Source organism: Azonexus hydrophilus (assembly GCF_038368255.1).
In the GTDB taxonomy this organism is placed as follows: domain Bacteria; phylum Pseudomonadota; class Gammaproteobacteria; order Burkholderiales; family Rhodocyclaceae; genus Azonexus; species Azonexus hydrophilus.
The window spans coordinates 2,636,967-2,657,948 of sequence record NZ_CP151406.1 but is presented as its reverse complement, the minus strand read 5'-3'; the positions used below and the strand labels follow the sequence as shown (position 1 = coordinate 2,657,948).

Sequence of the window (20,982 nt, the reverse complement as noted above, 5' to 3'; positions counted from 1 at the left end):
GAAGGTGTTGAGTTTGCCGTGGTGGCCCTGCAGGGCCACCACGGCGGGCGCAATCAGGAGGTCATCGGAGAACTCCGGTAAGGTTGGGTTTGCGAATCTCAATCTCTACTGAGGAGTAAACCGATGACCCAAGACAGAATGCAACTTTCCGAGCTGCTTGAAAAGGCCGGCGCCGACGATATCGTGCGCGAGATGATCGGCTTTGTGGCCCAGCGCCTGATGGAGCTGGATGTCGAGAACCGCTGCGGCGCCAGCCATGGCGAGCGTTCCGAGGCGCGAACCAATTCCCGAAACGGCTTTCGGGATCGCGCGTGGGATACCCGCGCCGGCACGGTGGCGCTGCGCATCCCTAAGCTGCGCTCCGGCAGCTACTTCCCGCCCTTCCTGGAACCACGGCGGACCGCCGAAAAGGCGCTGGCGGCCGTTATCCAGGAGGCCTACGTGCAGGGCATCTCGACGCGTTCGGTCGATGATCTGGTCCAGGCTATGGGCATGAGCGGCATCTCCAAGAGCCAGGTCTCTCGCCTCTGCGCCGAGATCGACGAGCGGGTGCAGACCTTCCTTGCCCGTCCCATCGAAGGCGACTGGCCCTATCTGTGGATTGACGCCACCTACCTCAAGGTACGTCAGGCCGGAAGAATCGTTTCCGTCGCCGCCATAATCGCCATCGGCGCTAACAGCGATGGCCGACGCGAAGTGCTTGGGCTGCAGGTCGGCGCCTCTGAAGCCGAACCCTTCTGGACTGAATTCCTGCGCAGCCTGTCGCGTCGCGGCCTGCGCGGCGTCAAGCTGGTGATCTCGGACGCCCACGAGGGCCTGAAAGCTGCTGTACGCAAGGTGATCTCTGCAACCTGGCAGCGTTGCCGGGTACATTTCATGCGCAATGTCCTGGTTCATGCGCCGACCAACCAGCGTCGCATGGTGTCTGCCCTGATCGCCACCATCTTTGCCCATGAGACAGAAGCTGCGGCACGGGACCAGTGGCGAACCGTCGCTGACCAACTCCGTGAGCGCCTGCCAAAGATCGCCCGGCTGATGGATGATGCCGAGGACGATGTGCTCGCACACATGGGCTTTCCTCGCGAGCACCGGAGCAAGATCCACAGCACCAATCCGATTGAGCGGCTCAATGCCGAAATCAAGCGCCGTACCGACGTCGTCGGCATCTTTCCCAACGAAGCGGCCATCTACCGCCTGGTCGGCGCCCTATTGCTTGAACAGAACGACGAGTGGGCCATGCAGCGACGTTACATGACCCTGGAAACCTTGGCCGAGGTCGGCGACAATCCCGCCGTCAGCTTGTCCGCCGTGACCCTCTGACTGGCAATCCAACCTCACCGGAATCCATGACTTCCTGATTGCCTCTTACACCACGAACGGGGACACGATCGGCTACAGCTGTTTATCGAGAGCGGACAAAAGGCGACTCTCCCAATCCGCTGCGAATACGTTTGTGCTCATTGCGCGTTTATTTACCACCTCGACACGCGTTTGGACTTTGCCTTGAACCTCTTCCACAAAGATAGCGACATTTTCTCCGTAGCTGAACGCAGAAATTCCATTCTGAGCAAGAATTTGACCCCGAGCTTTGTCATCATTAACAAGACTTAAACCCGAAGCTTTTACAACCGTCAGCGTTGCATTCCAAACTTCTTCATAGGGCTTGTCATAGACCCGTGAACTACCAGTTCCCTTGGCTGCTTTTGCATCTGCAAGAGTCGAGCAACCTGTTGTCCCGAAAAGAGACAGAATTACACAAACGATCAAACATACTTTCTTCATTTATATCTCCCTGGTGATAATAAGGCCCAACGTGAATTAGATTTCGTCGCCACTACGGCAGCCGCTTTAAGTGACGAAACTGAGTTGCCGCACCAACGTCGTTGCCGTTCTCTTTGCGGACATAAGCAACGAGGTCACCTTCCGCAAACTGGACGTCGCTGAAGGTAAATGGCGTAACGACGAAAAAGACGTCCCACTCTTCGATGTGGTTGGCAACGTCAGTTCGCGTAACCGCGATTCGACCGGGACGATATAGGCGCCAAGTTGAAACGATTGGGTTCTTTCTTGCGACATCAAGGTCTGCGGCCTTCCCGAACGGACATGCAGCTTGCCCTGCGATGACGGCGTGCCTAAGTTCCCCGTTTGAATAGTAGCCGACGGCATCACATCTGACGGGCATTGGCCCAGCCGGACCTTGGCGCCCAGATTTTGGCGGAAACCGCAACTTCTGTGAGCTTTCAGGAAAAAGCCAAACGCCCTCAATATCTTTCTCTGTTGCAGGGCGTAGCTCCGGTCGGAACGGCGAGAACGGACATGGATATAGCGTCCACATGGACACCGCGAGCGTCTGAGCAGTTGCCGAGTTTTGTTCGCCCATCGTCTTCAAGTACGTAATGATGTTGGCGCGAACCGCGGGGGATGACGAACTATCGAGGCACATCGTTTTGGCTTGGTGCATCTGCGCCATATCTTGGATGAATTTTGTCAGCGGATCGGGCTCTTGTGCTCCGACATTTGCAGCTATACCGACCAGCAACAAGAACAATACGTTTGAAGATTTGAATAGTGGGCTCATGGCTTCAACAGAAAATAACCGGCGCTGCGGGGCTTCATCGCGCAGCGTCCAGCGACCGAAGGGAGCGAGGTCGACAGCTGGGTTAGCCGCGTTTAACGAGTGCATTGTTGGCGCGTGGCCTTAGTGAGCAACAGAAATAGGAAGGCCAAGAGCAGAACGGCGATGGCCCATGAAGCCACAGGCGCATCACCAACACTCAAGCGACCAATGAACCAGCTACCGAAGCGAATGAGCTGGGTGCCAACAGCAGCCAGGCCTAACCACCACGCCCAGGCAAAGCGGTGCCAAAGCCCAAATGCGACTAGGCTGCCAACGAAAACGGCGGCCAGCGTGGCGGGAAGCATAAGGCTGTACTTAAGAGTGCCGAGGTCGCCGGTGTTGAAAAAGTGAAGCAGCATGCCCCCTACAACAATCAAGACGTAGGCGATGGCAACAATACTGGCGAGCTTGGGGTGCGATGGTGTCATAGCGGCTCACGTTGGACATGAGCGGCAGCTGGAGGCCGCAGGCCGGAAGCTGTCCGCTCGATGGAGGGGTTAGCCGCCACTCTTTCTGCCCTTTCGAGTGCTTTGCTTTCTCTTCCGGAACAGTGTATCGACTGCTTCTTCGCCGTACTCCGCGCGTAACGCCTCCCGCGCGAGCCCAACATGGGCGTAGAAGACACCTCGTGCTAGACGCTCAGAAACTCCGGGTTCGTCGAAAATGCCGGAGTCTGCACGGAGTTCAGCAACGCGCTCACGGTCTGAGTTCTTTACGTGCTCGGTATGCCTGTTGAGAATCACCCGTAGTTGTTCGGGGGTCTCAATCTTTAGCGCAATGAGATCGGTGAGTAGGTCCGCGTAGGGCTCGTCTTCCTTCTTGTTCTCAGGGGGCAGCAGCTCCGCGAGGGCTGCCGCCAAAGAATCGACATTCAGCGGTTCCGTCGCGGCTTGTGGGGTCTGTGAGTCTTGAAGATAAGCTCGGCGCTCGTCAAGAACGCGCTCAAACTCCAAATCAACTGTCTCTAGCAGTGCCGACACACGATTAATTGTTCTACGAAGCGGCCGCGGTACCCCAGACTCCTGCTTGTACTGAAGCTTGTGCGATGCTGCAGCCCAGATGTGCTGTGCGATTGTCCTTACTTGAAGTTCGACGCAAAAGTCGTTGAGGCCCGCCAGACTTGGCAACAGAAGCCATGACTTAGGTAGACGAACTACGAAATGCTGCGACTGGTACCCGAATTCTGAATCCCCCAATCTCGCCGCCGTATCTTCAAGGGAGACAACGTCAAACGTGTTCTTAATGAGTTCTAAGACCCTTGCTAGGTCGGATCGAAACAGCAGGATTGCGCGTACTCCGATCAGATCATGTAGATGGAACAACGAATCAAGCGTCAGCTGCTTGCGATCCATCTTTTCCGCGAGAGATGCCCAAGTCTTGACTCGGCTTTCCATCGGGACGCCCAAAGTTACGTCGTTGGCCGCTAACAGAGCAGACAGCTGAACGACTACGGCCTCGCGAAGGCGCTCCGCGCGTCCAGCGTGATCTTGGTATTGAATGTGCAGAGCGTCGATGTCCATATTTGTGGTGGCTAACGTTGAAGTTGCGGGGCGGCGAAGCCGTCCCACACGAACGACCTGTTAGGCATGTTGCGCGGGCCTCTTCCATTGACCTTCATTGGCACACTCCACAAGATGCCCAAGGGTGAGTTCCGGAAGGTCCAAAAGGTCTCGCGCCGGAATGCCTCGAATGTAGCGTTGCCACAGATACAGAGGTAGACCGAGCGGATTCCCGCCAGCCTCCGGACCGAAATACTCGATCCAGTCGAAGTCCTTCATGTTGACGTCGAACTTCTGCGCGTATGCCGCCATGAATTCTTGCCCGTCTAGTCCTGCGATCTGGAAGTCGTGCGCAAGCGCTGTGCGTTCGGTGATCGCTGCGCGCAAGTCCCACAGTTCAGCAACCGCAAATGCGCGGATATCTTCGAATGTGAACCGACTCATAGATTGCTGCCTAACGTTTGAATTCACCGGCCTGCGCGGCTTTTTGCGCAGGTCCGGTGGAATGATGGGTTGGGCATCTTGTGGGGCTATGCAACATCGAATTGTGCTATCTCGCTCTTTGCGATCAGCCAGGTGCCAGTGGCGGACTCCATTCCGGGAAGAATGATTTCGTCACGCTTTTCTGGAGTGAGCTTCAGGTCAGGCAAGAATGGTGACGCGACCGCCTTAGCAATATCGGTACATCCGAGTTCACCAGCCGCAAACAACTTTTCGATTTTGAATACCTGATTTACAGCGGCTGACACTGGATCGTTACCCTCGGAGTAGAGCAACTCGCCAACATGAAACACTGTTTTTGACCGTAGCTGAAACGCGCTTCTTTTGTCAGGGTCGAGTGTTCGGTTCCACTCATACGAATAGAACTGCATACGGCTCTGAGTAGCGGCGGTGTCCCGCGGAGTGGTGTAAGAGCGGAAGGTGTTGAGTTTGCCGTGGTGGCCCTGCAGGGCCACCACGGCGGGCGCAATCAGGAGGTCATCGGAGAACTCCGGTAAGGTTGGGTTTGCGAATCTCAATCTCTACTGAGGAGTAAACCGATGACCCAAGACAGAATGCAACTTTCCGAGCTGCTTGAAAAGGCCGGCGCCGACGATATCGTGCGCGAGATGATCGGCTTTGTGGCCCAGCGCCTGATGGAGCTGGATGTCGAGAACCGCTGCGGCGCCAGCCATGGCGAGCGTTCCGAGGCGCGAACCAATTCCCGAAACGGCTTTCGGGATCGCGCGTGGGATACCCGCGCCGGCACGGTGGCGCTGCGCATCCCTAAGCTGCGCTCCGGCAGCTACTTCCCGCCCTTCCTGGAACCACGGCGGACCGCCGAAAAGGCGCTGGCGGCCGTTATCCAGGAGGCCTACGTGCAGGGCATCTCGACGCGTTCGGTCGATGATCTGGTCCAGGCTATGGGCATGAGCGGCATCTCCAAGAGCCAGGTCTCTCGCCTCTGCGCCGAGATCGACGAGCGGGTGCAGACCTTCCTTGCCCGTCCCATCGAAGGCGACTGGCCCTATCTGTGGATTGACGCCACCTACCTCAAGGTACGTCAGGCCGGAAGAATCGTTTCCGTCGCCGCCATAATCGCCATCGGCGCTAACAGCGATGGCCGACGCGAAGTGCTTGGGCTGCAGGTCGGCGCCTCTGAAGCCGAACCCTTCTGGACTGAATTCCTGCGCAGCCTGTCGCGTCGCGGCCTGCGCGGCGTCAAGCTGGTGATCTCGGACGCCCACGAGGGCCTGAAAGCTGCTGTACGCAAGGTGATCTCTGCAACCTGGCAGCGTTGCCGGGTACATTTCATGCGCAATGTCCTGGTTCATGCGCCGACCAACCAGCGTCGCATGGTGTCTGCCCTGATCGCCACCATCTTTGCCCATGAGACAGAAGCTGCGGCACGGGACCAGTGGCGAACCGTCGCTGACCAACTCCGTGAGCGCCTGCCAAAGATCGCCCGGCTGATGGATGATGCCGAGGACGATGTGCTCGCACACATGGGCTTTCCTCGCGAGCACCGGAGCAAGATCCACAGCACCAATCCGATTGAGCGGCTCAATGCCGAAATCAAGCGCCGTACCGACGTCGTCGGCATCTTTCCCAACGAAGCGGCCATCTACCGCCTGGTCGGCGCCCTATTGCTTGAACAGAACGACGAGTGGGCCATGCAGCGACGTTACATGACCCTGGAAACCTTGGCCGAGGTCGGCGACAATCCCGCCGTCAGCTTGTCCGCCGTGACCCTCTGACTGGCAATCCAACCTCACCGGAATCCATGACTTCCTGATTGCCTCTTACACCACGAACGGGGACACGATCTGAGTAGCTTCCCACCATTGATAAAGGTCGGTAAAGGACGAGAACAAAAATAGCCCGGCATCGCCAACGACCTTCAGAAAGTGCGCATAGCTCGTCGGTTCAGATATTCCAAGACTCTCTACGCAGGCGGTGATGAATGCTTCGACTCTACGCTTGTTAAGCTCGGCTCCAAGCGTTAGTGATGAAGCAGTCGCACCACTCAAATCAGTTAATGCGACGTAGTAAACGCCCGGTCTGAAAAGCTGTTGCTCCTCCATTCTTCGGACGTGAGCAATGGCTTCAATCGCGGCTTCACGACAGTATTTCGGGATGTGATCGAAGGCACCTCGGCCAAGACCAAGGATTGCGTCGATATCGTCTAGGTTAGTCACTGAGGCTCCATTAGCTTGAAGATGCCCAACGCCGGAGGTAAGGCCGCTGGCCGTTAGGCCAGTCGCGCCTTGACCGTGGAGTTAGAAGTCTGGTTGATAAGGAGATGGAAGTGACGCCAGAAGAAGCAGACAAGATGCATGAATGGGCCGGGATGAATGGCGCAATATCGTGGCACCTGATAGACAGATATGCCGACAACTGGAACGAGGCCGGAATGATGATGGACGCTTGGCGGCGTGCAAACACGCCAAAAACCGGAAAGTGCCGAGCGTGTGGACATGAACACGAATTGCCTTCTAACGTTTGAATTCACCGGCCTGCGCGGCTTTTTGCGCAGGTCCGGTGGAATGATGAGTTAGGGAATCGGTTGAATAAACTTGATGTAAAACCATACGGCTAACCCAAGAGCGACAGCGCCACAGTAAATTCGAAACCAAGTCTTGCTTGAGTCGAGGACAAAATCATCCTTTCCAATAGCGGGTACAAGAGCTATCAAACCCTGGAGGATAAGAAGCTGAATCACAATCCACGCTAGGCCGAAAGCGCTATTTGTATCCTTCCAGATTGCAGAAGCCACAGCCAATCCGGCGATCACGCATGCGCTGACTGATGCAAAATCAAACGCCACCATGGATGGCCGAACTACGAAAAATTTTACCGATCCGGGCAAAGGCGATGGGAGTGGACCACGAATGGCCACAATGAGTGACAAGGTAAACCAAGACATACTGCATAAAAATGCAATTGTCGAAAAAGCGAGGTGATCTTGCACCACTGACATTAAGGTGATTTGCCAATTGGGGTTGCCGACGGGATAGATTAGGCCTAGGGCAAGGCCGGGAAGAAGAAACGGCGCCCCATAGTCACGGTAGCTAGTCTTGGCAATTGTTAGCAGTTGAGAAAGCATGGATTCCCTAACGTGACATTAACCCGAAGCCCGTAAGGGCGGTCGGGTTAAATATAGTGTTAGGATTTATACGAGTGGAGTTATGATAAAAATTATGGGTTTTTGCTTGATTCATTTTTTAGCATGATCTCCAATTGCTGTTGAATCTCAATTATTTCGGTTTTATTTGTAATAATTTGGCGAGGTCGCCGTGAGCGAATTTTTATTAGTTCGGCAACAAAAATAAAAGCAAATAGAATAACAACTGCTACTTTAATCGTTTGAAATGACATGCCAAATTGTTCATGAATGACAAAGAAGAAAACTCCAAGTGCTAGTACACTGGCGAACAATTTGAGAAATGAGCAAAAGCGGAATTTCAGGCGCGACATATGCCCCTAACGTGAAGTGGACGGCATATTCGCCGTGTATTCTGGATTGCCGCCGTCTATTCTCGCTGGCATGTCAGCCGAAGAAGCCCGGCCAGCCTTGCCTTTTGCGGAATTAATCTGCATATCTCCAAGGATGGACGGCACTTGAACATGGCGCCGTGCCTGGATATCAGGCGCGGTCGCCTCATATGCTGGCTCCGTGCCGTATACGCTGGCGAACACGGCGCTCTCAAAGTCTCTTGTCATATCGGCGAAGATGGAATACTGTGTTTATGAACAGTTAATATCGATTGGCAGGTACGGCATGGAACTGAATCAATCATCGACCTTGCTGGGGCGGGTTCGGGAAGTCATTCGTTATAAGCACTACAGCATAAGGACAGAACGCTGTTATGTCGAGTGGGTGAGGCGGTTCGTGGCTTTTCATGGGCGCCGCCATCCCAGGGAGATGGGGGCTGACGAGGTTCGGGCGTTTCTCGGGCATCTGGCGGCAGACTTGCAGGTGGCGGCGTCAACGCACCAGCAAGCTTTGTCGGCGCTGCTCTTTCTGTATCGTGAAGTGCTCGGCGTCGATCTGCCCTGGCTGACCGATCTGGATCGGCCGAAAAAACCGAAGCGGACGCCCGTCGTGCTGTCGCGTGGTGAGGTCGAGCGTTTGCTGGCGGTGATGGAAGGAACGCACGCGTTGATGGCCCGTCTTCTCTACGGGACGGGCATGCGCTTGATGGAATGCGTGCGGTTGCGGGTCAAGGATGTCGATTTCGAGCGTAGCGAGTTGACGGTGCGTCATTCCTTCGCCACCCACTTGCTGGAGTCGGGCTACGACATCCGTACCGTGCAGGAACTGCTGGGCCACTCGGATGTGTCGACGACAATGATCTACACGCATGTGCTCAACCGGGGCGGGCGGGGTGTGGTGTCGCCGCTGGATGCGGTGCGCTGAGTGGATTTATTTGTTTGCTGCGCATACCATGCGCAGAGGAGATTGCCTGATGAAATCGATGCCCCAAACCTCGCCGGCCAAGCGCCCGGTCAATTTGTTGCTCAATGAGGGCAACGTCGAGCGGGCGCGGCAGTACACCGCCAATCTGTCGGCCACGGTCGATGCTTTGCTGGCCGAGTTCGTTGAGCGCGAGCGCCTGCGCCGCGACGAGCAGCGTCAGCATTACGCGGCGGTGGCCGAGGCGTGGAACCGCCTGGAGGCGCTGAACGGTTCGTTTGCCGACGAGCATTCGACGCTGTGAGCCAGTTCGATGTGCATCGCAACGCCGGGCGGCACGCGGCGCTGATTCCCTTTGTCGTGGTCGTGCAGTCGGCGGTCTTCGATGAGCGTCGACGCCGGGTCGTGGTACCGCTGGTGGCCAGCGATCTGGCGCAGCAGCAGGTGAGTTTGCCGGCGTCGCGGGTGACGCCGGAGTTTTTCGTCGAGGGGCGCAAGGTGATCCTGAATCCGCTGGAAATCGTTTCCGTGCCGCTCGATGCGCTGGGGCCATGCGTCGCTTCGCTGGCTGCCGAAGGCGAGGTCATCGTCGCCGCGCTGGACGAAGTGTTTTCGCGTGCCTGGGGCTGAGGTTATGAGCGATTTGTTTTCCACCAACGAAGTCGACCGTTCCGCGCCATTGGCCGAACAGCTACGCCCGCAGACGCCGGACGAAGTGATCGGCCAGCAGCATCTGCTCGGGCCGGGCAAGCCGCTGCGTCTGGCGTTTGCGTCCGGGCAGCCGCATTCGATGATCCTGTGGGGGCCGCCGGGTGTGGGCAAAACCACGCTGGCGCGGATGATGGCGACGCAGTTCCAGTGCGAGTTCATTGCCCTGTCGGCGGTGTTCTCCGGGATCAAGGAAGTGCGCGAGGCGGTGGCGCAGGCCGAGTTGTGGAAGGCGCAGGGCAAGCGGACCATCCTCTTCGTCGATGAAATTCACCGTTTCAACAAGTCGCAGCAGGACGGCTTTCTGCCTTTTGTCGAAAGCGGGCTGTTCACCTTCATCGGTGCGACGACTGAAAACCCCTCGTTCGAGGTCAATTCGGCGCTGTTGTCGCGGGCTTCGGTCTATGTGCTGAAGTCGCTCGACGAGGCCGAGATGGGGCAATTGTTCGACCGTGCCCAGGCGCGGGCGCTGGCCGATCTGGCGTTTGACGAGGAAGCAAAGACGCGCCTGATCGGGCTGGCCGACGGCGACGCGCGGCGCCTGCTCAACCTGCTGGAACAGGTGCGCACGGCGGCGCGGGCGGCGGGTGTTTCGGCGGTCGACGGCGCCTTCATCGAAGCCACCATGGCGCAGAACCTGCGCCGTTTCGACAAGGGCGGCGACGCCTTCTACGACCAGATTTCGGCGCTGCACAAGTCGGTGCGCGGCTCCAGCCCGGACGGCGCGCTCTACTGGTTCTGCCGCATGCTCGATGGCGGTGCCGACCCGCGTTACCTGGCGCGGCGGATCATCCGCATGGCCTGGGAAGACATCGGCCTGGCCGATCCGCGTGCCATGCAGATTGCCAACGACGCAGCCGAAACCTACGAGCGCCTGGGTTCGCCGGAAGGCGAGCTGGCGTTGGCGCAGGCAGTGACTTACCTGGCGGTGGCGGCCAAGTCGAACGCCGGCTACAACGCCTACAACGCGGCGCGCGCCTTCGTCGCCAAGGATGGCTCGCGGCCGGTGCCGGTGCATCTGCGCAACGCGCCGACCAAGCTGATGAAGGAACTCGGCTACGGCAAGGCCTACCGCTACGCGCACGACGAGCCGGAGGCCTACGCCGCCGGCGAAAGCTACCTGCCGGACGGCATGGCTGAGCCCGGCTGGTACGCACCGACGCCGCGCGGGCTGGAGGGCAAGATCGGCGAGAAACTGGCCCACCTGCGCGATCTGGATCGCAAGGCGGGCAAGAAGTAGGGCTCAGTCGATCTTGCGGTGATCGACGGCGCCCGGGCCGCGATGCGGTCCGTACTGTTCCGGGCGCCCGCCGGGCTGACCGAAGGCTGCTTGGCCGTTGCCGGCCTTGATGTTGCGGTCCATCCAGCCGAGCATGTCGTCCCACATCGTGCGCTGGTCGCGTAGCGGCGGCATCGTCGTGGCGTGCGGCAGTTCAATGGTGACCACCGGCACGCTCTTGTAATGGCCGCCGTAGTTGCCCAGCGAGCCGGGGTAGACGCCCAGCCGGTTGAGCGCCAGCCGGCCGAAGCGCAGCGGCTGCGGTGCCGGGCCGTCGTAGTCGAGCAGGTTGTAAGGAGCGTGCACGCTGATGATGACGTCCGGCTTGAACGCCTCGATCTGCTGCTCCAGCCAGCGCGTCTCGATTTCCGAGCCGGCGGCATCGCCGGGATAGCGGCGTGGATCGCGCCGGGTGCGCTCGATCCAGTACTTGTGCGCGTCCTGGTCCCAGTCCGGCGTCGGGAAATTGCGGTTGAGGTCGACGCCGTGGGCGTTGGCGCGGGTCGATGGCCGGCTGAACAGGCCATCCGGGTTGGACGCCGGGATCACGCGCCAGACGTATTTGCTGGCCTTGGGCTCGCCGACCCATTCCAGCCAGCGGAAGACGATCGAGACCGAGGTCAGCTCGTCGCCGTGGATGCCGCCGATGATCAGCACGCGCGGCGGATTGACGGCCTTGCGGGCAGCGGGGATGTCGCGCAGGACGAGCGCCCGGCCGCCGCTGGTGCGCTCGCTGACGGCGACGAAATCCTGGCTGCGGCAGTTTTCTGCGGAGACGCTGCGCAGCCGTCGGCCGAGGTCGTCGCACCAGGCATTGGTGACGCTGCGGTCGGCGGCGTGGGCGGGGAGGGCGAGTAGCAGGGCGGCGAGCAGGCCGGTCGTGGCGCGGGGCAGCAGCGAAAACATGGGCGAAATGACGAGGTCGTGAAAAACCGAATGATAACCGCTGAGCTGTCCGGTTCCGGCGTTTCCGGCCTCGCGTATAATTCGCCGCTTCAAGAATGCCGCTGTTTTCCGGGAACCACCATGCTCGACATCCAACAACTCCGCTCCAACCTTGACGCCGTCGCCGAAGGCCTTGCCAAGCGTGGCAAGCCGATCGACTTCTCCGCCTTCTCGGCGCTCGAAGCCGAACGCAAGACGCTGCAGACCCGTACCCAGGACCTGCAGGCGCAGCGCAACAGCCTGTCCAAGCAGATCGGCATGTTGAAGGGGCAGGGCAAGGATGCGTCCGAAGTCATGGCCCAGGTCGGCGCGTTGGGCGACGAGTTGAAGGCTTCCGAAGCGCGGCTGACCGAACTGCTCGGCGAGTTCAACGCCATCCTCGCGGCGCTGCCGAACATTCCCGACGCGTCGGTGCCGGTCGGCGCCGACGAAACCGCCAACGTCGAGATCAAGCGCTGGGGCACGCCGCGCGTTTTTGATTTCCCGGTCAAGGATCACACCGACGTCGGCGAGACCATCGGCCAGCTCGATTTTGCCACCGCCGCCAAGATTTCCGGCGCCCGCTTCTCGCTGTTGAAGGGCGGTCTGGCCCGCCTGCACCGCGCGCTCGCCCAGTTCATGCTCGACACGCATACCGCCGAGCACGGCTACACCGAGCTCTACGCCCCGTATCTGGTCAACGCCGCCAGCCTGTACGGCACCGGCCAGTTGCCCAAGTTCGAGGAAGACCTGTTCAAGGTTCTGCGCGGCGACCAGGATCCGCTCTACCTGATTCCGACCGCCGAAGTGCCGGTGACCAACATCGTCCGCGACGAAATCCTGGCGGCCGAAGCGCTGCCGCTGAAGTTCGTCTGCCACACACCGTGTTTCCGTTCGGAAGCCGGTTCGGGCGGTCGCGATGTGCGCGGCATGATCCGCCAGCACCAGTTCGACAAGGTTGAGTTGGTGCAGGTCGTCCATCCGGACATGTCGGCGGCGGCGCATGAGGAACTGACCCGTCACGCCGAAGTCATCCTGGAAAAGCTGGAACTGCCTTACCGCCGCATGGTGTTGTGTTCGGGCGACATGGGCTTCTCCGCCGCCAAGACCTACGACCTGGAAGTCTGGCTGCCGGCGCAGAATACCTACCGCGAAATCTCGTCGTGCTCCAATTTCGGCGCCTTCCAGGCGCGCCGCATGCAGGCGCGCTTCCGCAACGACAAGAACAAGCCGGAAATCTGCCACACGCTGAACGGTTCCGGCCTGGCTGTCGGTCGTACGCTGGTGGCGATTCTCGAGAACAACCAGCAGGCCGACGGCAGTGTCACCATCCCGGCCGTGCTGCGCCCCTACATGGGCGGTCTGGAAAGCCTGGGCGCCTGATCGGCGACACTCAGCGGCGGCTCGTTGCGCGACAGGATGTCGTAGTAACTGCGAATGTTCTCGGTCATGATCACCGCTTCGCCGCCGCGCGCCCGGCCAGACTTCAGCCGGCTGTAATATTGCGGCCGCGCTAGCAGGGGCAGGACGCGTTTCATGTCGTACCAGGCATCGGCATCGGCCTTGAGCTGGCGGGCGATGGTCCGCGCCGCGTTCAGGTGGCCGGGGCCGATGTTGTAGCCGGCCAGCGCCAGCCAGGTGCGGTCGGGTTCGGGAACGTCGGCCAGCCCGTCGCGCAGGATGTTCAGGTAACGGGCGCCGCCGATGATGCTTTCGCGCGCATCGAGCCGGTTGCCGACGCCGAGCCGGTCGGCGGTCTCCTCGGTCAGCATCATCATGCCGCGGACGTTGGTGTAGCTGGTGGCGAACGGGTCCCAGTGCGATTCCTGGTAGGCCAGCGCGGCGATCAGCCGCCAGTCGATGCCGGTCTGCCGTTCGGCCTCCTGGAAATGCTTGCGTAGCGCCGGCAGGGTGGTCCTGATCTGGCCGAGGAATTTCTCCACATCCGCCTGCTTGAGGCGCCGGACATGACCGAAGTAGCGTTCCTTCAGCCGGTTCAGCGTGCCGTCCTGACGCACTTTCTCGATGAAGGCGGTAACCCGCGCGCGTAATTCCGGGTTCGGCGATTTGCCCAGCCACCAGACAATGGGCGCGGCTTCACTGAGTTTCAGCGTGCTGCGTAGCGAGGGTACGTACTGGTTGGCGAGTTCTTCCAGGTGCCCGTCCATGGCGACGTAGCTGACCTTCTGCTCACCGAGGGCTTCGAGCAGGTCGATGATGTTGCCCTGGTCGACCACCTCGACGGTCAGCTCGGGAATTTCCTGGGCCAGACGCTGCATCGTTGCCGCCTGCCGGGTGCCGGCCAGGACATGGACCGTCTTGCCGCTGAGCTGATCGAGGGATTGCAGCGGTAGCGAGGCCTCGTGCTGGGCCAGGATGTCGTGCGTGCTGAACAGCGGCGGCGTTGATTCGATGCTGGTATCGGCCGCCGGCGACAGCCAGGCGGCAGCGAGATGGTAGCCGCGGCCGTTGAGTCGGTCGCCGATCTCGCCCGGTTCGATGACCTCGTGGCGCACCGCGACACCGAGTTCTTCGGCCAGCAGTCGGGTCAGGTCGTGTTCCAGCCCGGTTGCCGCGCCGGCTTCGTCGGCACTGTAGGTCAACGGCCCGGTCTGGGTGACGACGACCAGATCCTGGCCGCCGGGTGTGGGGAAGGGCAGGGTGTCGCCGCAGGCGTTCAAGGTCAATGAGATGACCAAAATCGTGACGAGCCTGTTAAATCCTCGCATAAGCTGTGCTATTATCTCGGCCGCTGCGGAGAGGTGGCAGAGTGGTCGATTGTACCTGACTCGAAATCAGGCGTACTGAAAGGTACCGAGGGTTCGAATCCCTCCCTCTCCGCCAGCAACATCATCAAGCGCCCACCTGGGCGCTTTTTTGTTTTGGTCATCAAGGTGGCTACCCTCCTGGGGCTTGTGTCAGGCGAGAAGTAAGATATCCGGGAGGATTATGCCGTGGTTTTTCCCCGTTTTTTCAGGTAATTTTCGCCAATGGGTGATTCCTGGAGGCAGGCATGAGGCTGAGTGAAGAGCAACGGCGAGTGGTCAAGGTGGCGACAGCCGAGTGTTTTGAGCCGTCGGCGACGGTGCGTCTTTTTGGCTCGCGCGTTGATGACAATAAAAAAGGCGGCGATATCGATCTGCTGATCGAAACCTCACTCAATGACCCGGCCTTGATTGCTGCCGCGCACATTCGTTTCGTATCCCGGCTCTATCGTGAAATGGGAGAGCAAAAAATCGATCTTCTGATTGATTACCCCGGCCGTCGCCAGCATTTACCCATTTACGATGTTGCTCGAGCCCAGGGGGTTCGGCTATGAACGGGGCGCTGGTGCTTGACGAAGCCTGGCGCCAGTGCCAGAAACATCTCCATCATCTTCGACATGCAATGGGGGCGTTGGCTGCCAATTTTCCGGTCAAGGCCGAGGCACTCGCTGGAATGGATGACGAAACTGTTCAGGATTGGGATCAATTCATCCTCAGATTCACCAAGTTGCAAGATGCAATGGGCGGGCGCCTCTATCCGGCCTTGCTGGATTATCTCCAAGAGCCCTATGGCAACCGGCCGATGCTGGATAAGCTGAATCGTCTTGAGCAATTGGGCTTTCTGGGTAGCATCGACGACTGGAATACGCTTCGGGTCATCAGGAACCATTTTGCCCATGATTACCCTGAAGATGATGCGGTGAAGGCGGCTTTTCTGAATCAGGCTGCTGCCGCTGTCCCCTTGCTTGAATCCTTGCTGAAACGCGTGGCGGCTGCAGTGCCAGGGTTTGAGGCGTGATCTGCCGGTACTGCGCCGGACCATAAACGCAAACCCATGATCGATACCCTTTTCCTGCCGCTGGCCTTGGCCTTCATCATGTTTTCGCTCGGCTTGTCCTTGCGCGTGGCCGATTTCCGGGCGGTGCTCGGCGACTGGCGGGCGCTCGGTGTCGGCCTGGTGGCCCAGGTTTTCCTGCTGCCGCTGGTGGCCCTGGCGATTGGTCTGGGCCTCGGGCTGTCGCCGACGATGCTGCTCGGTCTGGTCATCCTCGCCGCCTGTCCGGGGGGCGTCAGTTCGGCTTTTCTGACCCATCTGGCACGCGGCAACACCGCCCTGTCGCTGGTCATGACGACGATCAGCAGCCTGCTTGCGGCGCTGACCCTGCCGTTGGTGATCAACCTCCTGATGCTGTGGCAGGCGGGGGACTTGCCGGCGGGCGCCCTGTTCCGGCCGGGCGACATGCCGCTGGGCAAGTTGCTGGCCGGTGTGCTGCTGGTGACGACCCTGCCGGTGGTCGTCGGCATGCTACTGCGCCTGCGCGCCGGTCTGATCGGCGAACGCGGCGAGGCCTGGGTCAGCCGGCTGGCGACCGGTTTCTTCATCGCCATCGTCGTTGTCACCTTCATCAGCCATCGCCAGACCATCGTTGCCGGCCTGCCCGAGGTCGGGGCGGCGACCGTGCTGCTCAACGTCGTGGCCATGCTCGGTGGCGCGCTGCTGGCCTGGGCGGCCGGGCTGGCGCGCCGGGAAACCATCGCCATCTCGCTGGAGTGCGGCCTGCAGAATGCCGGGATGGGCATCTTCGTCGCCATTTCGCTGTTCCGCCAGGCCGAGCTGGCCGTGCCCAGCGTGGTCTATGCGCTGACCATGAACCTCGGCGCCCTGGCTTTCCTGTACTTCGTCCGCCGCCAGCGTGCCGGCGGCCTGGCGCTTCCCTGAGTGATGACGGCGGCGGGACTTCTGCGATAATCGCCGGCGATGCTTGCCTATATCTTCCGCCGCCTGTTGTACGCCTTGCCGATCCTGATCGGCGTCAACCTCATTACCTTCGCGCTGTTCTTCATCGTGAACACGCCGGACGACATGGCGCGCATGCAGCTTGGCGTCAAACGGGTGACGCCGGAGGCGATCGAGAAGTGGAAGCTTGATCGCGGCTACGACAAGCCCTTGTTCGTCAATGCGGCGGCCGGTGGTGTCGGTACGCTGACCGACACCATCTTCTTCGAGAAGTCGGTGCGCATGTTCGTCGGCGATTTCGGCCGGGCCGACGACGGTCGCGACATTGCCCGCGAAATCAAGGCGCGGATGTGGCCGTCGCTGGCAATTGCTTTACCGACCTTCATCCTCGGCCTGTTCGTGACCGTCAGCCTGGCCTTGCTGCTGGCTTTCTTCCGGGCGACGGCGCTGGATTTCTGGGGCGTCGTGCTGTGCGTCGCGCTGATGTCGATTTCCGGGCTGTTCTACATCATCGGCGGCCAGTACCTGATCGCCAAGGTGTGGAAACTGGTGCCCATTTCCGGTTTCGGCGACGGGCTCGACGCCTGGCGCTTCCTGATCCTGCCGGTGTTCATCGGCGTCGTTTCCGGGATCGGCTCGTCGACGCGCTGGTACCGGACCATCTTCCTTGAGGAAGTGTCGAAGGACTACGTGCGCACGGCCCGCGCCAAGGGGCTGGCCGAGACCGTGGTGTTCTTCCGCCACATCCTGCGCAACGCGATGATCCCGATCCTGACCGGCGTCGTCGTGGTCATTCCGCTGCTGTTCATGGGCTCGCTGCTGACCGAATCCTTCTTCGGCATTCCCGGGCTGGGCAGCTACACCATCGACGCGATCAACGCCCAGGACTTTGCCGTGGTCCGCTCGATGGTCTTCATCGGCTCGGTGCTGTACATCGTCGGCCTGATCCTGACCGACATTTCCTACACCCTGGTTGACCCGCGGATACGGTTCTCATGAGCGACTTCCAGATCGTCGTCCTGTGGTCCGATATCCTGGTCTGGCTGCTGCTGGCAGCCGGTATCGGGCTGGGTCTGCTGATTTCCCGCAGCCCGCCCTTGCTCGCCGCCTGGCGGCGGGTCGGCGCCAGCCGCCCGGGGATGGCGTCGGCGACCGTGCTGCTGGCCTTCGTGCTGGTCGGCCTGCTCGATTCGCTGCATTACCGGCCGGCGCTGGAAAGCCAGCCGGGCGAGCAGACGCAATACGCGATCGAGGTGCTGTCGGTGCTCGATGCGCTGGTCGGCCCCTTGCGCACCGAAAACGAAAAGACCTATTCGTCGCCGCTGGCCACCCACCTGCATGCCAAGGAAACGACCGAGGTGCCCGGTGTCGGCACGGTGCGCGAATTCCCGCGCCTGAAGTTCGGCGGCGTGCATCTCGACGATCCGGCGCAACGAGGTGGCGATGTCGCCATGACCGCCTTGCGTGCGGTCGGCCTGGCGGCGCTCGTCTGGCTGGCCCTGGCCGCGCTGGTAGCGGCGCGTTGCGGTGGCTGGGTGGCGGTCTGGCGCGGGCGCACGCGCTTTGCCTGGAATGCCGTGCTGGCGACGCTCGGCGCGATGCTGCTGGTGCTGTTGCCGGTCTTCCTACTGGCCGGCGATTACCACGTCTTCGGCACCGACAAGGTCGGCCAGGACGTGCTTTACCAGATTCTCAAGAGCGTGCGCACGGCGCTGATCATCGGCCTGGTGACGACGCTGGTGATGCTGCCGCTGGCGGTGGTGCTGGGCATCGTTGCCGGATATTTCCGGGGCTGGGTTGATGACCTGATCCAGTATCTGTACACCGTGCTCAACTCGATTCCCGGCGTGCTCTTGATCGCCGCCGCCGTGCTGATGATGCAGGTGGTCATCGACACGCACCCCGAATGGTTCGCCACCGCCGCCGAGCGCGCCGACCTGCGCCTGCTGGCGCTCTGTTTCATTCTCGGCATCACCAGCTGGACCGGCCTGTGCCGGCTGCTGCGCGGCGAGACGCTGAAGCTCAGGGAACTCGAATACATCCAGGCGGCGCAGGCCTTCGGCGTGTCCAACTGGCGGATCATCCTGCGCCACATCCTGCCCAACCTCATGCACATCGTCATCATCGCGCTGGTCATGGACTTTTCCGGGCTGGTGCTGGCTGAGGCAGTACTCTCCTACGTCGGCATCGGCGTCGATCCGACGATGACCAGCTTCGGTACGATGATCAACAACGCGCGCATGGAACTCGGTCGCGAGCCGGTCGTCTGGTGGTCGCTGGCGGCGGCCTTCAGCGCCATGTTCATCCTGGTGCTCGCCGCCAACCTGTTCGCCGACGCGGTCCGCGACGCATTCGACCCGAGGGCCGCCTGATGCTGCAAGTCAAGGATCTCCGTCTCGGCTTCGCCAGCGGCGAGCGAACCCTGCTCGCCGTCGACGGCATTTCCTTCGCCATCGAACGGGGCGAAACCTTTGCCCTGCTGGGCGAATCGGGCTGCGGCAAGTCGGCCACCGCGCAGGGGTTGATGCGCCTGCTGCCGACGGCCGGGCGCATCGTCGGCGGTTCCGTGCAGCTCGACGGCGAGGAATTGCTGGCGCGCTCCGAAGCCGAAATGCGTGCCTATCGCGGTGGACGCATGGCGATGATCTTCCAGGAGCCGGCGACCAGCCTGAACCCGGTGCTCACCGTCGGCCGCCAGATCGGCGAGGTGCTCGAACGCCATCGCTGCCTGCGCGGCGAGGCGGCGCGCGCGCGCATGCTCGACCTGCTGCGCCAGGTCGGCATCGCCGACCCCGAGCGCCGGCTTGACGAATATCCCTTCCAGTTGTCCGGCGGCATGAAGCAGCGGGTGATGATCGCCATCGCCCTGGCTGGCGAACCCGAATTGCTGATCGCCGACGAGCCGACAACCGCGCTCGACGTCACCGTGCAGGCGCAGATCCTCGACCTGCTGGCGCAACTGCAGGCCGAACGCGGCATGGGCATGCTGCTGATCACCCACGACCTCGGCGTCGTCGCGCGCATGGCCCATCGCATCGGCGTCATGTACGCCGGCGAACTGGTCGAGGTGGCCAGTCGCGAGGAATTCTTCTCGGCCCCATGCCATCCCTATACCCAGGCCTTGTTCGCCGCCTTGCCCGACGTGTCGCGGCGCGGCATGACGCTGACCACGATTCCCGGCCAGGTGCCGTCGCTGGCGGCGATGCCGGCCGGTTGTAGGTTCGCCGACCGCTGCCCGCAGGTCATGCCGGTCTGCCGCGAGCAGTCGCCGGCCTGGCGCGAGGCGCAGCCCGGGCACGCGGTGCGCTGCCACTGGCAGGGGGCACAGGAAGCGTCTGCCCCGGTGTCGTCCGTCGCCGATGCGCTGCCCAGCGGGCAGGCCCCGCTGCTCGACGTTGCCGACCTGAAGGTGCATTTCCCCATCCGCAAGGGCATCCTGCAGCGTACGGTCGGCCACGTGCATGCGGTCGATGGCGTGTCGCTGGCCATTTCGCCCGGTCGCACCCTGGCCCTGGTCGGCGAATCCGGTTGCGGCAAGACGACGGTGGGCAAGGCCCTGCTGCAGTTGATCCGGCCGACGGCGGGCAGCGTGCGGCTGGCCGGCGAGGAACTGACCGGCTTGTCCGGGCGCGATCTGCGCGCCGCGCGGCGGCAGTTGCAGATGATTTTCCAGGACCCGTTTGCTTCGCTCAACCCGCGTTTGCGCATCGGCGAAATCATCGCCGAAGGCATGACGGCGCTGGGCGTCGGGGGCGACGCAGCGGCGGCGGTGCGCGCGCTGTTGCAGCAGGTCGGTTTGCCGGACGACGCGGCCGAGCGCTTCCCGCATGAGTTCTCCGGCGGTCAGCGCCAGCGTATCGCCATCGCCCGCGCATTGGCGGTGCAGCCGGCCTTGCTGGTCTGCGACGAGCCGACCTCGGCACTCGACGTGTCGGTGCAGGCGCAGATCCTCAACCTGCTCAAAACCCTGCAGGGCGAACTGGGCGTGGCCTACCTGTTCATCACCCACAACTTCGCCGTGGTCGAATACCTGGCGCACGACGTGGCGGTCATGTATCTCGGCCGTATCGTCGAGCGCGGTAGCGCCGACGAAGTGCTGGGCAATCCGCGTCACCCCTATACCCAGGCCCTGCTGTCGGCGGTGCCGGTTCCCCGGCTCGACGGTGCCGGCGAGCGCATCCGCCTGCCGGGTGAAACGCCGTCGCCAGCCAAGCCACCGTCAGGCTGTCATTTCCATCCGCGTTGCCCGCAGGCGACCGAGGTCTGCCGGGAGCGCTATCCCGATGGCAAGACCCTGAGCGACACGCATGTCGCGGTTTGCCACTGGGTGAACTGA

24 protein-coding genes and 1 tRNA gene are annotated in these 20,982 nt (G+C 61.2%); 14 read left to right on the top strand and 11 right to left on the bottom strand.

The features are described 5' to 3' along the window. The first annotated feature begins 123 nt into the window (after positions 1-123). A complete protein-coding gene (locus AADV58_RS12810; RefSeq protein WP_341743058.1) occupies positions 124-1,320 on the top strand; it encodes an IS256 family transposase in 1,197 nt (398 codons plus the stop codon). Between the two features lie 72 nt (positions 1,321-1,392). Here the strand turns inward: AADV58_RS12810 and AADV58_RS12805 are convergent, their stop codons facing one another. The 6 genes from AADV58_RS12805 to AADV58_RS12780 all read right to left on the bottom strand — a co-directional run bounded on the left by AADV58_RS12805 (position 1,393) and on the right by AADV58_RS12780 (position 5,135). Continuing rightward, positions 1,393-1,782 (bottom strand): hypothetical protein, encoded by a 390-nt coding sequence (locus tag AADV58_RS12805; protein ID WP_157272509.1) that lies wholly within the window; start codon positions 1,780-1,782, stop codon positions 1,393-1,395. A gap of 52 nt (positions 1,783-1,834) precedes the next feature. Further along, entirely contained in the window at positions 1,835-2,683 is an 849-nt protein-coding gene (locus AADV58_RS12800; RefSeq protein ID WP_169720493.1) for a hypothetical protein, read from the bottom strand. Continuing rightward, complete coding sequence (locus AADV58_RS12795; RefSeq protein ID WP_028995288.1) at positions 2,671-3,045, bottom strand: hypothetical protein; 375 nt, start codon at positions 3,043-3,045, stop codon at positions 2,671-2,673. The genes AADV58_RS12800 and AADV58_RS12795 overlap by 13 nt, the downstream gene beginning before the upstream one ends. Positions 3,046-3,114: 69 nt before the next feature. Next, on the bottom strand, positions 3,115-4,137 hold the full coding sequence (locus AADV58_RS12790) for a GTP pyrophosphokinase (RefSeq protein WP_051295438.1): 1,023 nt from the start codon (positions 4,135-4,137) through the stop codon (positions 3,115-3,117). A gap of 60 nt (positions 4,138-4,197) precedes the next feature. Beyond that, on the bottom strand, positions 4,198-4,560 hold the full coding sequence (locus AADV58_RS12785; protein WP_028995287.1) for a DUF1493 family protein: 363 nt from the start codon (positions 4,558-4,560) through the stop codon (positions 4,198-4,200). Between the two features lie 86 nt (positions 4,561-4,646). Next, on the bottom strand, positions 4,647-5,135 hold the full coding sequence (locus AADV58_RS12780) for a hypothetical protein (protein ID WP_341743377.1): 489 nt from the start codon (positions 5,133-5,135) through the stop codon (positions 4,647-4,649). 21 nt (positions 5,136-5,156) lie between these two features. On the opposite strand from AADV58_RS12780, the gene AADV58_RS12775 reads away from it, so the two are divergent. Further along, positions 5,157-6,353 carry an IS256 family transposase gene (locus tag AADV58_RS12775; RefSeq protein ID WP_341743058.1) on the top strand — a complete coding sequence of 399 codons (1,197 nt, stop codon included), beginning with the start codon at positions 5,157-5,159 and terminating at the stop codon, positions 6,351-6,353. A gap of 45 nt (positions 6,354-6,398) precedes the next feature. On the opposite strand, the gene AADV58_RS12770 is transcribed toward AADV58_RS12775, so the two are convergent. The 3 genes from AADV58_RS12770 to AADV58_RS12760 form a co-directional block, all read right to left on the bottom strand. Then, positions 6,399-6,794, bottom strand: a complete 396-nt coding sequence (locus tag AADV58_RS12770; RefSeq protein WP_341743376.1) for a hypothetical protein — start codon at positions 6,792-6,794, stop codon at positions 6,399-6,401. Positions 6,795-7,150: 356 nt separating this feature from the next. Next, entirely contained in the window at positions 7,151-7,702 is a 552-nt protein-coding gene (locus tag AADV58_RS12765) for a hypothetical protein (protein ID WP_341743375.1), read from the bottom strand. Positions 7,703-7,794: 92 nt separating this feature from the next. Then, entirely contained in the window at positions 7,795-8,073 is a 279-nt protein-coding gene (locus AADV58_RS12760; RefSeq protein ID WP_157272505.1) for a hypothetical protein, read from the bottom strand. Positions 8,074-8,377: 304 nt separating this feature from the next. On the opposite strand from AADV58_RS12760, the gene AADV58_RS12755 reads away from it, so the two are divergent. From AADV58_RS12755 to AADV58_RS12740, 4 genes are read left to right on the top strand one after another with little or no spacing between them, the layout of a single operon-like run. After that, positions 8,378-9,016: a phage integrase N-terminal SAM-like domain-containing protein gene (locus tag AADV58_RS12755; protein ID WP_028995284.1), complete on the top strand. Its 639-nt coding sequence runs from the start codon at positions 8,378-8,380 to the stop codon at positions 9,014-9,016. Between the two features lie 49 nt (positions 9,017-9,065). Beyond that, the gene (locus AADV58_RS12750) at positions 9,066-9,317 is read left to right on the top strand and encodes a type II toxin-antitoxin system CcdA family antitoxin (protein ID WP_028995283.1); all 252 of its coding nucleotides are present in this window, start codon (positions 9,066-9,068) and stop codon (positions 9,315-9,317) included. Then, complete coding sequence (locus tag AADV58_RS12745) at positions 9,314-9,643, top strand: CcdB family protein (protein ID WP_028995282.1); 330 nt, start codon at positions 9,314-9,316, stop codon at positions 9,641-9,643. Before AADV58_RS12750 ends, AADV58_RS12745 begins: the two co-directional genes overlap by 4 nt. A 4-nt stretch (positions 9,644-9,647) precedes the next feature. Next, positions 9,648-10,961, top strand: coding sequence for a replication-associated recombination protein A (locus tag AADV58_RS12740; protein WP_341743374.1), 1,314 nt, complete (start codon positions 9,648-9,650; stop codon positions 10,959-10,961). Positions 10,962-10,964: 3 nt separating this feature from the next. On the opposite strand, the gene AADV58_RS12735 is transcribed toward AADV58_RS12740, so the two are convergent. Beyond that, on the bottom strand, positions 10,965-11,906 hold the full coding sequence (locus AADV58_RS12735) for a M14 family zinc carboxypeptidase (RefSeq protein ID WP_081700217.1): 942 nt from the start codon (positions 11,904-11,906) through the stop codon (positions 10,965-10,967). Positions 11,907-12,026: 120 nt separating this feature from the next. Between AADV58_RS12735 and serS the strand changes: the two genes are divergently transcribed. After that, the gene (gene serS, locus AADV58_RS12730; RefSeq protein ID WP_028995280.1) at positions 12,027-13,307 is read left to right on the top strand and encodes a serine--tRNA ligase; all 1,281 of its coding nucleotides are present in this window, start codon (positions 12,027-12,029) and stop codon (positions 13,305-13,307) included. Here serS and mltF read toward each other — a convergent pair. Next, on the bottom strand, positions 13,274-14,611 hold the full coding sequence (mltF, locus tag AADV58_RS12725) for a membrane-bound lytic murein transglycosylase MltF (protein ID WP_341743373.1): 1,338 nt from the start codon (positions 14,609-14,611) through the stop codon (positions 13,274-13,276). The two genes, serS and mltF, sit on opposite strands and share 34 nt — an antisense overlap. 69 nt (positions 14,612-14,680) lie before the next feature. Here mltF and AADV58_RS12720 point away from each other — a divergent pair. The 7 genes from AADV58_RS12720 to AADV58_RS12690 all read left to right on the top strand — a co-directional run bounded on the left by AADV58_RS12720 (position 14,681) and on the right by AADV58_RS12690 (position 20,982). Further along, a tRNA-Ser gene (locus AADV58_RS12720) sits at positions 14,681-14,768 on the top strand. A gap of 169 nt (positions 14,769-14,937) precedes the next feature. Continuing rightward, positions 14,938-15,243 (top strand): hypothetical protein, encoded by a 306-nt coding sequence (locus tag AADV58_RS12715; RefSeq protein ID WP_028995278.1) that lies wholly within the window; start codon positions 14,938-14,940, stop codon positions 15,241-15,243. Then, positions 15,240-15,707, top strand: coding sequence for a hypothetical protein (locus tag AADV58_RS12710; protein ID WP_341743372.1), 468 nt, complete (start codon positions 15,240-15,242; stop codon positions 15,705-15,707). Before AADV58_RS12715 ends, AADV58_RS12710 begins: the two co-directional genes overlap by 4 nt. A 36-nt stretch (positions 15,708-15,743) precedes the next feature. Further along, on the top strand, positions 15,744-16,628 hold the full coding sequence (locus tag AADV58_RS12705; protein ID WP_341743371.1) for a bile acid:sodium symporter family protein: 885 nt from the start codon (positions 15,744-15,746) through the stop codon (positions 16,626-16,628). A 39-nt stretch (positions 16,629-16,667) separates the two neighbouring features. Then, positions 16,668-17,645 (top strand): ABC transporter permease, encoded by a 978-nt coding sequence (locus tag AADV58_RS12700; protein WP_028995275.1) that lies wholly within the window; start codon positions 16,668-16,670, stop codon positions 17,643-17,645. Then, positions 17,642-19,018 (top strand): ABC transporter permease, encoded by a 1,377-nt coding sequence (locus tag AADV58_RS12695; RefSeq protein ID WP_341743370.1) that lies wholly within the window; start codon positions 17,642-17,644, stop codon positions 19,016-19,018. Before AADV58_RS12700 ends, AADV58_RS12695 begins: the two co-directional genes overlap by 4 nt. After that, a complete protein-coding gene (locus AADV58_RS12690) occupies positions 19,018-20,982 on the top strand; it encodes an ABC transporter ATP-binding protein (RefSeq protein WP_341743369.1) in 1,965 nt (654 codons plus the stop codon). Before AADV58_RS12695 ends, AADV58_RS12690 begins: the two co-directional genes overlap by 1 nt.

Bases quoted from the DNA above. Each gene is read 5' to 3' on its own strand.
- AADV58_RS12810 (WP_341743058.1), top strand. From the start codon at position 124: ATGACCCAAGACAGAATGCAACTTTCCGAGCTGCTTGAAAAGGCCGGC.
- AADV58_RS12805 (WP_157272509.1), bottom strand. From the start codon at position 1,782: ATGAAGAAAGTATGTTTGATCGTTTGTGTAATTCTGTCTCTTTTCGGG.
- AADV58_RS12800 (WP_169720493.1), bottom strand. From the start codon at position 2,683: ATGCACTCGTTAAACGCGGCTAACCCAGCTGTCGACCTCGCTCCCTTC.
- AADV58_RS12795 (WP_028995288.1), bottom strand. From the start codon at position 3,045: ATGACACCATCGCACCCCAAGCTCGCCAGTATTGTTGCCATCGCCTAC.
- AADV58_RS12790 (WP_051295438.1), bottom strand. From the start codon at position 4,137: ATGGACATCGACGCTCTGCACATTCAATACCAAGATCACGCTGGACGC.
- AADV58_RS12785 (WP_028995287.1), bottom strand. From the start codon at position 4,560: ATGAGTCGGTTCACATTCGAAGATATCCGCGCATTTGCGGTTGCTGAA.
- AADV58_RS12775 (WP_341743058.1), top strand. From the start codon at position 5,157: ATGACCCAAGACAGAATGCAACTTTCCGAGCTGCTTGAAAAGGCCGGC.
- AADV58_RS12765 (WP_341743375.1), bottom strand. From the start codon at position 7,702: ATGCTTTCTCAACTGCTAACAATTGCCAAGACTAGCTACCGTGACTAT.
- AADV58_RS12760 (WP_157272505.1), bottom strand. From the start codon at position 8,073: ATGTCGCGCCTGAAATTCCGCTTTTGCTCATTTCTCAAATTGTTCGCC.
- AADV58_RS12755 (WP_028995284.1), top strand. From the start codon at position 8,378: ATGGAACTGAATCAATCATCGACCTTGCTGGGGCGGGTTCGGGAAGTC.
- AADV58_RS12750 (WP_028995283.1), top strand. From the start codon at position 9,066: ATGAAATCGATGCCCCAAACCTCGCCGGCCAAGCGCCCGGTCAATTTG.
- AADV58_RS12740 (WP_341743374.1), top strand. From the start codon at position 9,648: ATGAGCGATTTGTTTTCCACCAACGAAGTCGACCGTTCCGCGCCATTG.
- AADV58_RS12735 (WP_081700217.1), bottom strand. From the start codon at position 11,906: ATGTTTTCGCTGCTGCCCCGCGCCACGACCGGCCTGCTCGCCGCCCTG.
- serS (WP_028995280.1), top strand. From the start codon at position 12,027: ATGCTCGACATCCAACAACTCCGCTCCAACCTTGACGCCGTCGCCGAA.
- AADV58_RS12715 (WP_028995278.1), top strand. From the start codon at position 14,938: ATGAGGCTGAGTGAAGAGCAACGGCGAGTGGTCAAGGTGGCGACAGCC.
- AADV58_RS12710 (WP_341743372.1), top strand. From the start codon at position 15,240: ATGAACGGGGCGCTGGTGCTTGACGAAGCCTGGCGCCAGTGCCAGAAA.
- AADV58_RS12705 (WP_341743371.1), top strand. From the start codon at position 15,744: ATGATCGATACCCTTTTCCTGCCGCTGGCCTTGGCCTTCATCATGTTT.
- AADV58_RS12700 (WP_028995275.1), top strand. From the start codon at position 16,668: ATGCTTGCCTATATCTTCCGCCGCCTGTTGTACGCCTTGCCGATCCTG.
- AADV58_RS12695 (WP_341743370.1), top strand. From the start codon at position 17,642: ATGAGCGACTTCCAGATCGTCGTCCTGTGGTCCGATATCCTGGTCTGG.
- AADV58_RS12690 (WP_341743369.1), top strand. From the start codon at position 19,018: ATGCTGCAAGTCAAGGATCTCCGTCTCGGCTTCGCCAGCGGCGAGCGA.